Raw genomic sequence first — 15,196 nt, forward strand, 5'->3', positions numbered from 1 at the left:
GTCGACGTGGAGGGGCATGGTCGCGAGCCGGTCGCCGGTACGGATCTGTCGCGCACGGTGGGCTGGTTCACGAGCAGCCACCCGGTACGGCTCGCGGTCACCGGCGTGGACCTGGAGGAGGTCCTGGACGGTGGACCAGCGGCCGGTGCCCTGCTGAAGGGCGTCAAGGAACAGATACGGTCCCTGCCCGGTGGCGACAGCCTGGGCTACGGACTGCTGCGGTACCTCAACCCGCAGACGAGCCCCGTCCTGGCCGATCTGCCCGCCGCGCAGATCGGCTTCAACTACCTGGGCCGCTTCACCACGGGCGGCGGCCGGCAGTCGGCCACCGCCGTGGAGGCCTGGCAGCTGACCGGCCAGACCGCGATCGGCGGCTCGGCAGGCCCGGACATGCCCGCCCTGCACACCCTCGAAGCCGCCGCGACCGTCCAGGACACCCCGGACGGCCCGGTCCTGACCGTCACGCTCGGCTGGCCGACGACCCTGCTGGACGAGACGGCGGCGGAGGGCCTCGGCCGGATCTGGCGGGACACTCTCGTCGGTCTCGCGACCCACGTCGGCGATCCGGTCGGCGGTGATCGGGCCGTCGGCGATCGCGCCGCCGGTGATCCGGCGGTCGGCGGACACACCCCCTCCGACTTCCCCCTCCTCGCCCTGACGCAGCGGAGTGTGGAGGAGCTGGAGGCCCAGGTGCCCGGCCTGGTGGACGTCTGGCCGCTGTCGCCGCTCCAGCAGGGGCTGTTGTTCCACGCGGCCTACGACGACCAGGGACCCGACCTCTACGAAGGGCAGCGGATCCTGGCCCTGGACGGGCCCTTGGACGTGGAGCGGCTGCGGGCCTCCTGGCGGGCCCTACTGCACCGGCATCCGATCCTGCGGGCGAGCTTCCACCAGCAGGACTCCGGCGGGGCGGTGCAGGTTGTCGCCGGGGACGTGGAACTTGCCTGGCACGAGGCCGACTTGACGGGGCTGGGCGAGGCCGAGGCGCAGGCCGGGCTCGACCGGCTGGTGCGGGGCGAGCGATCGCGCCGTCTCGACGTGACCCGGGCCCCGCTGCTGCGCCTGACCCTCGTCCGGCTCGGCGAGCACCGGCACGTCCAGATCGTCACCAGCCACCACATCGTCACGGACGGCTGGTCCCTGCCGGTGCTCATCGGAGAGATGTCCGCGATCTACGCGGCCGGCGGGTCCACACGGGCACTGCCCCCGGCGACCTCGTACCGCGAGTACCTTGCCTGGCTCGGCACGCAGGACAAGGAGGCGGCGCGAGAGGCCTGGCGGGCCGAGTTCGCGGGCGTGGACGAGCCGACGCTCGTGGCACCCGGGGAACAGGGCGGGGTGCCCACGGTTCCGGCCCGGGTGGCCTTCGAGTTCACCGAGGAACTCACCGGCGCGGTGGCCGAGTTGGCGCGCGATCGCGGCCTGACCGTGAACACGGTGGTGCAGGGCGCCTGGGCGCTGCTCCTCGCCCGACTCGCCGGCCGGACCGACGTGGTGTTCGGCGCGACGGTCGCGGGGCGGCCGGCGGAGCTGCCGCGTGTGGAGTCCATGGTCGGGCTCTTCATCAACACGCTGCCGGTACGCGTGCCGCTCAGCGGTGACCGGACGGTCGCCGAACTCCTCCAGGACCTCCAGCGGCGGCAGGTCGCGCTGATGGCGCACCAGCACATCGGTATGTCCGAGATCAGGCAGCTCACCGGTCCGGGCGCGGTATTCGACGCGCTCTTCGTGTACGAGAACTATCCGCGCCCCCGCCTCGCCGAGCCCTCGCCCGACACCCTGACCATCCGCCCCGGCGGCAGGCCGGAGGACACCGGCCACTACCCGCTCACCCTGATCGCGGTGCCGGGGGACCGGCTGCACGGCGAACTCATCTACCGCCCCGAGGTGTTCGGGCAGGACTGGGCCCAGCAGGTGACGGCCTCCCTCGGGCACGTCCTCGAACAGCTGGCCGCGGGCCCGGACGCCCCCGTCGCGGGGGTCGGTGTGCTGAGCCCGGCCCGGCGCGAGCTGGTGGTGGGGACGTGGAGCGGCACACGGGAGCCGGTCGAGGCCGCCCCGCTGCCGGAACTGTTCCGGCGTCAGGTACGGCGATCGCCGCACGCGGTGGCGTTGGTGTCGCGCGGCACCACCGCGATCGCCGCGTCCGCGACGGAAGCCCCGAGCACGGTGCCCGCCTCCGCGACGCGAGCCCCGGGCGCACCGGACGCCGTCGGCGCCGGCGAGCACACCCTGACGTACACCGAACTGGAGACATCCGCCGGCCGCCTGGCCCGCTACCTCGTCGACGCGGGCGTGGGACCGGAGGTCCGGGTCGCCGTGCTGGTGCCCCGCTCGGAGGCGATGGTCGTGTCTGTGCTGGCCGTGTCCATGGCGGGCGGTGTCTTCGTCCCCGTGGACGCGGGCCACCCGGCGGACCGGGTCGCGTTCCTGGTGCGGGACGCCGACCCGGCGGCCGTGGTGTGCACCCGGCGGACCCGGCGCGCGGTGCCCGACGGGTTCCGGGGAAGGATCGTGGTCCTGGACGACCCGGACGTCATCGCGGGCGTGGCCCGTCGCGCGGGCGGTCCCCTCGACGACGGGGAGCGGAACGGAACCCTGCGCCCGGAGAACGCCGCGTACGTGATCTACACCTCCGGGTCGACCGGCACCCCGAAGGGTGTGGTCGTCACCCACCAGGGACTCGCCCACCTCGCACGGGCCCAGATCGAGCGGTTCGCGGTGCGACCCGACGCACGGGTCCTGCAGTTCGCCTCGCTCGGCTTCGACGCCGCCGTCTCCGAACTGTGCATGGCCCTGCTGTCCGGCGCCTCGCTCGTGGTGCCGGACCAGGACGGGCTGCCGCCGCGGGTGACGCTCGCCGACGCCGTACGGGAGTGGGGCGCGACCCACGTCACCGTGCCCCCCAGCGTGCTCGCCACCGAGGAGCATCTGCCCGCTTCCCTCAGGACGCTGGTGGTGGCCGGCGAGACCTGCCCGCCGGCGCTGGTGGACCGGTGGGCCGCCGACCGGCGGATGGTGAACGCGTACGGCCCCACGGAGGTGACCGTGTGCGCGGCGATGAGCCAACCGCTCGCCCCCGGCGCCGATCCCGTCCCCATCGGCGGCCCCCCGCCGAACGTACGTGTCTACGTCCTGGACGCCTTCCTCCAGCCGCTGCCCCCGGGAGCGGTCGGCGAACTGTACGTCGCGGGCCCGGGGCTGGCCCGCGGTTACGGCGGGCGGCCCGGACCGACCGCCGAGCGCTTCGTCGCCTGCCCGTTCACGCCCGGCGCGCGCATGTACCGCACCGGGGACCTCGCCTGCTGGACCGACACCGGCGAACTGGTCTTCGCGGGGCGTGCGGACGGTCAGGTGAAGGTACGGGGTCACCGCATCGAACCCGCGGAGGTGGAGAGCGTCCTGACCGCGCACCCGGCGGTCGCGCAGGCCGTGGTGGTGGCCCGCGAGGACCGCCCGGGCGAACAGCGCCTCGTCGCCTACGTCGTCACGCGGGCGGCCGAGCCGGGCGGTACCGGGCCTCAGGTCGGCGACGCCGAGCAGACGGGTCGTTCCGCGCAGAGCGGCGCCGCCCCGCCATCCGGTCGTACCGCGCAGAGCAGGCCGTGGACCGACGAATTAGCTTCCGCAGTACGGGACTTCGCCGCCACGCGCCTGCCGGAGTACATGCTGCCGACCGCCTTCGTACCCCTCGACGACCTGCCCCGCACCGCGAACGGGAAGCTCGACCGGGCCGCGCTGCCCGCCCCGGACTTCGCCGGAAGGGCAGGGGGCCGTGAGCCGCGTACGCCCGCCGAGACCGTCCTGTGCGAGGTGTTCGCGGACGTCCTGGGCCTGGCCCGGGTCGGGGCCGACGACAGCTTCTTCGAGCTGGGGGGCGACTCCATCTCGTCGATGCAGCTGTCCTCCCGGGCCCGGCAGGCCGGACTGGTGGTGACGCCGCGTCAGGTCTTCGAGGAGAAGACCCCCGAACGCCTCGCCGTCGTCGCCGTCGCCGTCGACGCGACCGGCCCGGCAGGTCCCGACGCCGAGGACGTCGCGATCGGCGAGGTGCCGTGGACCCCGGTGATGCGGGAGCTCGGCGAGCACGTCCTGCGCCCCGGATTCGCGCAGTGGGTGGTCCTCGGGGCCCCGCCGGACCTCACCCGCGAGGTCCTCGTGGCGGGTACCGGCGCCCTGCTGGCCACGCACGCCATGCTGCGGGCCCGGGTGGCCGAGGGCGCCCGGCTCATGGTCGGCGCGGCCGGGTCCGTGGACGCGGAGGAACTCGTCGTCAGGGTCGACGCACGGGACGTGGCCACGCAGGATCTCGACGCGCTCGCGGTCCGTGCGGCACGCGAGGCCGTGGGGCGGCTCGATCCCGCCGCCGGCGCGATGCTCAGGGCGGTCTGGGTGGACGCCGGGCCCGAGCGGAGCGGACGCGTCGTGCTCGTCGTCCATCACCTCGCCGTCGACGGGGTGTCCTGGCGGGTCCTCGTCCCCGATCTCGCCCAGGCCTGCCGGGCCGCCGCGGCCGGACGGGAACCCGAACTCGACCCGGCGGTCACCTCGTTCCGGCGATGGGCGACCCTGCTGGCCGAGCAGGCCGTCGCACCCGGCCGGACCGCCGAGCTGCCGCAGTGGACGCGGCTCCTCGACGTCGCCGAACCCCTCGTCGGCGACCGCGCGCTGGACCCGGCGGTCGATACGGCCGCCACCGTGCGCCACGCCTCGTGGACGGTGCCCGCGCAGGAGGCGGCCACCCTGACCGCCACCACACCCGTCCTGTTCCACTGCGGTGTGCACGAGGTGCTGCTCGCCGGCCTCGCGGCGGCCGTGGCGGCCACCCGGGCGGACCGCGAGCGGGTCCTGCTGGTCGACGTCGAGGGCCACGGCCGGGAACCGGTCGACGGAGTGGACCTGTCCCGCACGGTGGGCTGGTTCACCCGCACGCACCCGGTGCGCCTCGACCTGAGCGGCGTCGACCTGGACGAAGCCCGCACCGGAGGCCCGTCGAGCGGATCCGTGCTGAAGGCGGTGAAGGAGCAGACGCGAACGGTGCCCGGCGACGGGCTCGGCCACGGACTGCTGCGGCACCTCAACCCCGACACCGGACCGACCCTGGCCGCCCTTCCGGCACCCCAGATCGGCTTCAACTACCTCGGCCGCTTCACCGCGGGAACCCGCCAAGGGGCCCCAGCGGACTGGCAGTTGACCGGGGAAATCGGCGGTGGCGCCGACCCGGACATGCCGTCCACGCACGCGCTGGAGGCCGGCGCCGTCGTGGTGGACACTGCTGACGGACCCGAGCTCACCCTGTCCCTCGGCTGGCCCCGTGGCGTGCTCGACGACGCCGCCGCCCGACGGCTCGGGCAGGCCTGGCTGGACATGCTCCGCGGCCTCGCCGCCCACACCGCCGGCCCCGCCGCCGGCGGGCACACCCCTTCCGACTTCCCCCTCCTCGACCTGGCGCAGAACCAGATCGAGGAACTCGAAGCCGGGTTCACCGACGACGACCGGTCCTGACCGGCTGCCCACACCCTGCCGAGGAGAGAAGCGATGACCCGATCCGCAGTCGAGGACGTGTGGCCGCTGTCGCCGCTGCAGGAAGGCCTGCTCTTCCACGCCGCCTTCGACGACCAAGGGCCCGATGTCTACACCGTGCAGTCCGCTCTCGCCGTCGACGGGCCGCTGGACGAAGCACGGTTACGTGCGTCCTGGACGGCGCTCCTGGAGCGGCACGCCGCGTTGCGCGCCTGCTTCCGGCAGGTCAGCGGAGCACAGATGGTGCAGGTCATCGCGCGCACCGTGACCCTGCCGTGGCGCACCGAGGACGTGTCGCACCTGCCCGGGGCCGAGGCCGACGCCACCGCCGAACGCCTCGCCGAGCGCGAACGCGCCGAGCGCTTCGACCTGGCGACCGCGCCGCTGCTGCGGGTCCTGCTCGTCCGGCTCGCCGAGCACCGCCACCGCCTGGTGATCACCAGCCACCACATCCTCATGGACGGCTGGTCCGCACCCGTGCTGATCGGCGAACTCGCCGCCCTGTACGCGGGCGGGGGCGACGTCTCGCGGCTGCCCCGCACGACGTCGTACCGCGACTATCTGCTGTGGCTGGGCAAGCAGGACAAGGAAGCGGCCCGCACCGCATGGCGGGAGGAGCTGGCCGGGGCCGACGAGCCGACCCTGGTCGCACCGGTCGTCCCCGACCGTCTGCCCGCCTTCCCCGACCACGTCGACCGCGAGCTGCCGGACCCGCTCGCCCGCGCTCTGACCGAGCTGGCCCGCACCCGCGAACTGACCGTGAACACCCTGGTGCAGGGCGCCTGGGCGCTGGTCCTCGCCCGGCTGGCCGGGCGCACGGACGTGGTGTTCGGCGCCACGGCGGCCGGGCGGCCCGCGGATCTGCCCGGCGTGGAGACGATGGTGGGGCTGCTCATCAACACCCTGCCGGTACGGGTGCGGCTCGACGGCGACCAGCCGGTCGCCGACCTGCTGCGGGGCCTTCAGGAGCGGCAGTCCGCGCTGATGGGCCACCAGCACCTCGGCCTGCTGGAGGTCCAGCAACTCGCCGGTCCGGGCGCGATGTTCGACACGCTCGTGATCTACGAGAACTTCCCGCGGCAGCCCGCCGCACGAGCGGGCCGGTCCAGCGCGCCCGACACCCCGGTCATCCGGCCGGAGGGCTTCGCCCGCGAGGCGGCGCACTATCCGCTGACCCTCGTGGTCGCCCCCGGCGAGCGCACCCGGTTCCGGCTCGAATACCGGCCCGACCTTTTCGAGAGGGCCGCCGCCGAGGCCGTCCTGACCTCCCTGGTCGGGGTCCTGGAGCAGCTGGTGGCCGACCCGACCGTGCCGACGGGCCGCGTCCGCGTCACCGAACCGGCGCTCCCCGAGGGAAGTGCCGTGCCCGGCGTGGCGCCGGACCGCACGGTGCCCGAGCTGATCGCCGAGCGGGTCGCGAGCGCACCGGACGCCGTGGCACTCGTATCGGACGAAGAGGCCCTGACGTACGGCGAGTTGTGGACGTCGGCGGGACGGCTCGCGGCGTATCTGGCGGACGTGGGCGTGGCGCGCGGTGACCGTGTCGCGGTGGTGCTCGAACGGTCCGCGGACGTGGTGGTGGCGCTGCTGGCGCTGTGGCGGGCCGGGGCCGTGCAGGTGCCGGTGGATCCCGGGAACCCGGCCGAGCGGGTGGCGGCGGTCCTCGCGGACTGCGGAGCCTCGGCGGTGCTGTGCACCGGTGCGACGCGCGCCGCGGTGCCGGACGGCGCGAAGGGCGTCGTGGCCCTCGACGACCCGGCGGTACGGGCCGACGTGCTCGCGCACGGGGCCGACCCGGCCGCCCTCCCGGTCACCGCGCACGAGCTGGCGTACGTGATGTACACCTCCGGCTCGACGGGGGAGCCCAAGGGCGTCGCGGTCCCGCACGGGAGCGTGGCCGCGCTGGTCGGCGAGCCCGGCTGGCGGCTGGGCCCGGACGACACCGTCCTGCTGCACGCCCCGCACGCCTTCGACGCCTTCCTGTTCGAGGCATGGGCGCCGCTGGCCGTGGGCGCCCGCGTGGTCGTCGCCGGACCGGGTGTGGTCGACGCCCGGGAGGTGCGCCGGTACGTGGCCGACGGCGTCACCACCCTGCACCTCACCGCCGGCACGTTCCGGGTGCTCGCCGGTGAGACTCCCGAGTGCTTCACCGGGCTGCGGGAGGTCCTGACCGGCGGGGACGTGGTGCCCGTCGACGCGGTGGCGCGGGTGCGCGCCGCCTGCCCGGAGGTGGCCGTACGGCATCTGTACGGCCCCACGGAGACCACCCTCTGCTTCACCTGGCACACCCTGCGGCCCGGCGACGAGGACCTGGCCGTGCTGCCGGTGGGCCGTCCGCTGCCCGGCCGCCGGGCCCATGTGCTCGACGCCTTCCTCCAGCCCGTGCCGCCCGGCGCAACCGGCGAGCTGTACCTGGCGGGCGCGGCACTGGCCCGCGGCTACTGGAACGCGCCCGGCCGGACCGCGGAACGCTTCGTGGCCTGCCCGTTCCTGCCCGGCGAACGGATGTACCGCACGGGGGACCTGGCCCGCTGGACGCACGACGGCGAGCTGGAGTTCGCCGGCCGCGCGGACGCCCAGGTGAAGATCCGGGGCTTCCGGGTGGAACTCGGCGAGATCGAGGCGGCCCTGACCGCGCACCCCGCCGTCGCCCAGGCCGTGGCCGTCGCCCGCGACGACGGTCCCGGCGGCCGGCGCCTCGTCGGCTATGTGGTCCCGGCCGCCACGGAGACGGTGGACCCGGACGGGATACGTGAGTACGTCGCCCGGCGCCTGCCCGACTACATGGTTCCGGCCGCCGTCCTGGCCCTGGGCGCCCTGCCCGTGACCCGCAACGGCAAGGTCGACCGCAAGGCGCTGCCCGCCCCGGACTTCGGAGCCCGGGTCACCGGACGCGGGCCGCGCACGGGGGCCGAGGAGAAGCTCTGCCGTCTCTTCGCCGAGGTGCTCGACCTGGAACGCGTCGGCTCCGACGACAACTTCTTCGAGCTGGGCGGGGACTCCGGCCTCGCGATGCGGCTCGCCGGCCGGATCCGTGAGGAGTTCGACGCCGAACTGCCCATCCGGCAGTTCTTCGGCTCGCCCACACCCGCCGGCGTCGCCCGCCTCCTCGCCACCCGTGCCCGCCCGGTCCTCGGCGCCGCGGGGCCCCCGGCGGACGAGGCGGAAGTCCCCGTCACGGCTGGGCAGTTGCAGACCTGGCTGACGTCCAGGCTCGACGAGCAGGCGGGCGTGGACCGCATCCCGGTGGCCCTGCGGCTCACCGGCGAACTGGACAAGCAGGCGCTGCGGGCGGCCCTCACGGACCTCGCCGCCCGCCACGCCGTCCTGCGCACGGTCTTCCCCGGCACCCGTGGGGCAGAGCTGCACCAGCGGATTCTGCCCGTCGAGGAGGCCCTCACCAACGGCCCCCTGACCACCGATCTCCTGGCCGAGGAGCCGGTGGAGGAGGACGAGCTCGCCGACGTCCTCACCGAACGTGCCCGCCACCCCTTCGACCTCTCCCGCGACACCCCCTGGACCCGGCACCTGTTCGCCCTCTCCGAAACCGATCACGTACTGCTCCTGGTCGTGCACCGGATCGCGGCCGACGACGCCTCCGTCGACATCCTGCTGCGCGACCTGGCCACCGCCTACACCGCCCGTCGTGAGGGCCGTATGCCCGAACGGGCGCCGCTGCCCGCGCAGTTCGCCGACTACGCCCGGTGGGAGCGGGAGTTGCTCCGGGGCGAGCAGGCCAGGGAGAGCCTGGCGGGCGACCAGCTCGACTACTGGAAGGGCACCCTCGCCGGCATCGACTCCGAACTCGCCCTGCCCGCCGACCGGCCGCGCCCCCAGGTCGCCTCCCACCGGACGGGTGCCGTACCGCTGCGCCTCGACGCTGACCTTCACGCCCGCCTCACCGACCTGGCCGAATCCGTCGACGCGACGCCGTTCACCGTGGTGCACAGCGCGCTCGTGGCCCTGCTCGCCAGGCTCGGCGCCGGCGACGACATCACCCTCGGCACGCTGATCCCACGCCGCGACGACCCCGCCCTCGAAGGTGTCGTCGGCCCCTTCGCCGGCCCCCTCGCCCTGCGCGGCGACGCCTCCGGCGACCCCACCTTCACGGACCTGCTCGCCAGGGCCCGGGAGACGTACCAGGAAGCGGCAGCGCACCGGGACGTCCCCTTCGAGCGGCTGGTGGACGTCCTCGGCCTGCCGCCCTCGCTGGCCCGCCACCCGGTCTTCCAGGTCATGCTCGACGTCCGCGACGACATCGCCGACGCCTGGGACCCCTGGGAGCTGCCCGGGATCCGCACCCTCCGCCTGGAGACGGGCCCGCAGGCCACCGAGACCGACCTCTCGCTCGATCTCGCCGAACGCTATTTGTCCGACGGTGACTTCGGAGGCATCGACGGCCAGGTCCGCTACGCCGCCGACCTGTTCGACGAACCCACCGTCACGGCGTTCGCGCACCGGCTCACCCGACTCCTGGAACAGGCCGCCGCCGACCCGCAGCTGCGGCTGAGCGGGCTGGACGTCTTCCTGGACGAGGACGAGCGCCGACGGGCGGTGGACCTCGGCAACGCCACCGAGACGCCGCTCCCCGACGCCACCACGGTGGAGCTGTTCGCCGCGCAGGCCTCGCGCACCCCGGCCGCCGTGGCCGTCCTCGACCAGCGGATCCCCGGCATGTACGAGGCGTCCATGACGTACGAGACGCTGGACGCCGCCTCCGACGAGGTGGCCCGGCGTCTGGTGGCGGCCGGCGCGGGCCCCGAGCGCGTCGTCGTCGTGACGACACCGCCGACCCTGATGCTGGTGATCGCGCTGCTCGGCGTGCTGAAGTCGGGGGCCGCCTGCCGCTTCGTCGATCCGTCCCGGCCCTGGGAGGGCGACGACCGGAACCGGCCCGCAGTCCTGCTGTGCGATGCCGCCGGGCCCGTACCGGCCGACCACGGCGTCCCCGTCGTCCTGCTGGACGACCCGGTGACGGGCGGGACGACGGACTCGGATCGGCCGCCCGCGGACGGGCCCGACTCCCTTGTCGCGCAGGGGAGTCGGGGACAAGTCGGCGCAGGCGATGTGTTGCCGCGCCCGCGCCCCGACCACCCCGCCGTGCTGCTCGACAGCGCGGCACACCCCGCTGCCGTGGCGGTCGTCTCCCACCGCGCGCTGGTCAACCAGCTCGCGCACCGTGCGCGCACGACGCAGACCGACGAACCGCTACGACTGGACAGCCGCGCCCCGGCCGCGGACCTCCTGACCCCGCTGCTCACGACCCTGTGCTCGGGAGGCCAGGTGACCCTGGGCACGGCGCAGGCGACACCGCTCCCCGCCGGACACAGCGCCGCGGAGACGGGCGGCACCTGGCTGGAGCACGAAGGCGGAGCCCGGTCGGAGCGCGACGCCGCCACCGCGACGGTCGCTACCGGCGAACAGCCCTCCCCGGGACGCCAGGTGGCCAACACCCGCGCCTACGTGCTGGACGACTTCCTGCGACCGGTGCCCCCGGGGGCCCTCGGTGACCTGTACCTGGCGGGCGCCTCACTGGCCCGCGGCTACCTCGGCCTCCCCGGCACGACCGGTGAGCGGTTCGTCGCCTGCCCGTTCGGCCCCGTCGGCGAGCGGATGTTCCGCACCGGGTACCGGGCGCGACGGGACGCGACAGGCGGGCTCACCGTGCGGGCCGGTACCGACCCCGCCACCCGACGCGGACGCGCGGGCCGCCGTACCGGCGTGGGAGGCGGCGACCTGAACGTCCTGCTGCCGCTGCGCCCCGAGGGCAGCCGCCCGCCCCTGTTCTGCGTGCACCCCGGCATGGGGCTGAGCTGGGGATACGCCGCGCTCCTGCCGTACCTCCCCGGCGACGTGCCCGTGTACGGCATCCAGGCGCGCGGTCTGGCCCGTCCCGAGTCGCTGCCGGGCAGCATCGAGGAGATGGCCGCCGACTACGCGGACGAGATCCGTGCCGCGCAGCCCTCCGGCCCCTACCACCTGCTCGGCTGGTCCATCGGCGGCACCCTCGCCCAGGCCGTGGCGGCCCGCCTGGAGGAACTGGGCGAACAGGTGGCGCTGCTCGCGCTGCTCGACGCCTACCCCACGAGTTCCGCCCAGTCCCGGATGCGCGGCGAGGAGGGCGGACCGGCGGACGGCTACGCCGTGCTGCGGCAGGACGAGGGCGGCATCGCCGACCTCTACCGCTCGACCGGCCTGAGCGAGCAGTCCCTGGCCAACCTGGAGAAGGTGCTGCGGAACATGGCCGGCTTCACGCCCGACCACACCCCGCGGACCTTCGGCGGCGACCTGCTGCTCTTCGTCGCCACCGAGGACCGGCCCGCCGATCTGCCGGTGACGGAGGCGACCGCCGCGTGGCGGCCCTACGTCGGCGGGCGGATCGAGTCGCACGAAATCGCCGTCAGCCATTACGACATGCTCCAGCCCGGCCCCTTGGCGCAGATCATGCGCAGGGTCACCGAAAAACTCGCCACCGAAGAACCCCGGAAGGACTGAGGAAAATGACCAATCCCTTCGACAACGAGAACGGCACCTTCGTCGTCCTGGTGAACGAAGAGGGCCAGTACTCGCTCTGGCCGAATTTCGCGGAAATACCCGAGGGCTGGACCGTCGCGCACGGTGAGGCCGCCCGTCAGGAATGCCTTGACTTCATCGAGGAGAACTGGACGGACATGCGCCCCAAGAGCCTGGTGGACGAAATGAGCCGGGCCGAGAGCTCCACGCCGTAGCGCGGGGCGCGGATGAACACCGAATCCATCGCGGCCATCGCCATCGGCGACGTCGCCCTCATCGTCGTCGCCTCGCGGCTCCTCGGCGGTCTGGCCCGGCGCTGCGGCCAGCCCGAGGTCATCGGGCAGATCATCGCCGGGATCGCGCTCGGGCCGACCCTGCTCGGGCGACTGCCCGGCAACCCGACGGACCGTCTCTTCCCGGCCGAGGTACTGCCGTTCCTGACGGTGCTCTCCCAGGTCGCCGTCGTGCTGTTCATGTTCGTCGTGGGGTACGAGATGGACCCGCGGCAGCTGCGCCGGGGCGGCAGAGCCTCGACGACGGTGGCGCTGTGCGCGTTCCTGGTGCCCGCGGGCATCGGGGCGGGGCTCGCGGGCGGCTTCCCCGGGCTGTTCGCGGCGGTCCGGCCCGACGGCGCGGACGGTGCGGACGGACGGCCGTTCTGGATGTTCATGGCGGTCGCCCTGTCCGTCACCGCGCTCCCCGTACTCGCCGCGATCGTCCGTGAGCGTGGCCTCGCGGGCACCCCGGCGGGCAGCGTGGCCACCGCCGCCGCCGGACTCATGGACGTGGTGGCCTGGCTGGTGCTCGCCGTCGCGCTGGTCGGCACCGGGCACGCGACCGGGCCCGCCTGGCCGATGACGCTGCTGCTGAGCGTGGTGTTCGTGGCGGGGCTGTTCCTCGTCGTACGCCCCCTGCTGGCACGGTGGCTGGAACGGTCGGGCGCGTTGCAGGCCAACCAGCGCACGCTCGCCCTGGCCCTCGCCCTCGGCAGCGGCTGGGTCACCGCGGAGCTCGGTCTGCACGCCGTCTTCGGCGGCCTGCTCGCCGGTATCGCGATGCCCCGCAGAAACGGTGTGCCGGACGCCGACGTGCTCCGTCCCATGGAGGAGAGCGCCGGGCTGCTGCTGCCGCTGTTCTTCGTGACGACGGGCCTGTCCTTCGACATCGGCTCCGTCGACGGCGCCGGTGCCGGCCTGCTGTTCCTCGTCCTCGCCGTGGCCACCTTCGGCAAGCTCCTGCCCGCCTACGGCGCGGCACGGATCAGCGGCATGGACCCGCACGGGTCGGCGCTCGTGGCGGCCCTGGTGAACACCCGCGGCCTGACGGAACTGATCGTCCTCAACGTCGCCCTGGACGCCGGGATCATCGGCGAGGAACTCTTCACCATTCTCGTTCTGATGGCGCTGGTGACCACGTTCATGACGGGGCCGCTGATCTCGCTCGTCGAGCGCGGAAGGCGCCTGCGTGCCGGGCCCGTGGGAAAACCGGTAACGGCCGGCGGTGCACCGGAATTGGACACGCTTGACGGTCGTACGTCGTCATTACGAGACTCGACCGAGAAGTCGGAATTCCACGGCCGGGAGGGGTGATTCCCCGGTGCGGGAAAACACGAACAAACCTGAAGGGGGATGTACGTTGCCGGAATCCGAGGAATTCGACGTCGTGGTCGTCGGCGGAGGTCCCGCCGGATCGACCCTGGCCGCACTCGTGGCCATGCAGGGCCACCGGGTGCTGGTCCTGGAGAAGGAGTTCTTCCCGCGCCACCAGATCGGCGAGTCGCTGCTGCCGTCCACCGTGCACGGCGTGCTGCGGATGACCGGGGTCGCGGACGAGCTGGCCGAGGCGGGCTTCCCGCGCAAGCGCGGCGGCACCTTCCGCTGGGGCGCCAACCCGGAGCCGTGGACCTTCTCCTTCTCCGTCTCCCCGCGCATGTCCGGGCCGACGTCCTACGCGTACCAGGTGGAGCGGTCCCGCTTCGACGAGATCCTGCTGAACAACGCCCGCCGTGTGGGCGCCGACGTCCGCGAGGGCTGTGCCGTCGTCGACGTGATCGCCGACGACGAGCGGGTCCGCGGGGTGCGGTACACCGACGCCGACGGAGCCGAACGCCGGGCCCTCGCCTCGTTCGTCGTGGACGCCTCCGGCAACAAGAGCCGCGTCTACCAGCGGGTGGGCGGCACCCGCGAGTACTCGGAGTTCTTCCGCAGCCTCGCCCTGTACGGCTACTTCGAGGGCGGCAAGCGGCTGCCCGCACCCAACTCCGGCAACATCCTGTCCGTCGCGTTCCCGAGCGGCTGGTTCTGGTACATCCCCCTCAGCGACACCCTGACCAGCGTCGGCGCCGTCGTCCGGCGCGAGATGGCGGAGAAGATCCAGGGGGACCGGCACAAGGCGCTCATGGCCCTGGTCGACGAGTGCCCCCTCATCGGCGAGTACCTCGCGGACGCCCGACGCGTGACGAGCGGACCGTACGGCGAACTCCGGGTCCGCAAGGACTACTCGTACCACCACACGACGTTCTCCCGCCCCGGCATGGTCCTGGTCGGCGACGCCGCCTGCTTCGTCGACCCGGTGTTCTCCTCCGGCGTCCACCTCGCGACGTACAGCTCGCTGCTCGCGGCCCGCTCCATCAACAGCGTGCTCGCCGGACGAGTCGAAGAGCCCCGCGCCATGCGGGAGTTCGAGGCCCGCTACCGGCGTGAGTACGGCGTCTTCTACGAGTTCCTGCTCTCCTTCTACGAGATGCACCACGACGAGGACTCCTACTTCTGGCAGGCCAAGAAGGTCACCCGTACCGACCGGCCCGAGCTGCAGTCCTTCGTCGAGCTGATCGGCGGGGTCTCCTCGGGCGATCAGGTCCTCACCGACGCCGACGTCGTCGCCAAGCGCCTCGCGGCGGGCTCCGCGGAGTTCGCCGACGCGGTCGGCACGCTCGCCGGTGACGCCGACGACAGCATGGTGCCGCTGATGAAGTCGTCGGTCGTGCGCGAGGTGATGCAGGAGGGCGGCCAGGTCCAGATGCGGGCGCTGCTCGGCGCGGACGCCGAACCGGAAGCGCCCCTGTTCGACGGCGGCCTGGTGCCGTCCGCGGACGGCATGTTCTGGCAGGACACGGACCGGGCGGCGCGCACCGCCGACGGCGCGGGTGAGTGAGGGGATG

5 protein-coding genes are annotated in these 15,196 nt (G+C 73.7%); all 5 read left to right on the forward strand.

The features are described 5' to 3' along the window. The coding region (locus BLU79_RS44100; RefSeq protein WP_143052586.1) for a non-ribosomal peptide synthetase at positions 1-5,505 on the forward strand (5,505 nt) is incomplete at its 5' end. A gap of 33 nt (positions 5,506-5,538) precedes the next feature. Beyond that, positions 5,539-12,018 carry an amino acid adenylation domain-containing protein gene (locus tag BLU79_RS44105; RefSeq protein WP_093911695.1) on the forward strand — a complete coding sequence of 2,160 codons (6,480 nt, stop codon included), beginning with the start codon at positions 5,539-5,541 and terminating at the stop codon, positions 12,016-12,018. A 5-nt stretch (positions 12,019-12,023) separates the two neighbouring features. Continuing rightward, a complete protein-coding gene (locus BLU79_RS44110) occupies positions 12,024-12,251 on the forward strand; it encodes an MbtH family protein (protein WP_093911696.1) in 228 nt (75 codons plus the stop codon). A gap of 12 nt (positions 12,252-12,263) precedes the next feature. Next, positions 12,264-13,625 carry a cation:proton antiporter gene (locus BLU79_RS44115; protein WP_093911697.1) on the forward strand — a complete coding sequence of 454 codons (1,362 nt, stop codon included), beginning with the start codon at positions 12,264-12,266 and terminating at the stop codon, positions 13,623-13,625. Between the two features lie 46 nt (positions 13,626-13,671). Next, the gene (locus BLU79_RS44120; protein WP_093911698.1) at positions 13,672-15,189 is read left to right on the forward strand and encodes a tryptophan 7-halogenase; all 1,518 of its coding nucleotides are present in this window, start codon (positions 13,672-13,674) and stop codon (positions 15,187-15,189) included. Positions 15,190-15,196 lie beyond the last annotated feature (7 nt).

The sequence above is a fragment of the Streptomyces sp. cf386 genome (assembly GCF_900103585.1).
Taxonomy (GTDB): Bacteria; Actinomycetota; Actinomycetes; order Streptomycetales; family Streptomycetaceae; genus Streptomyces.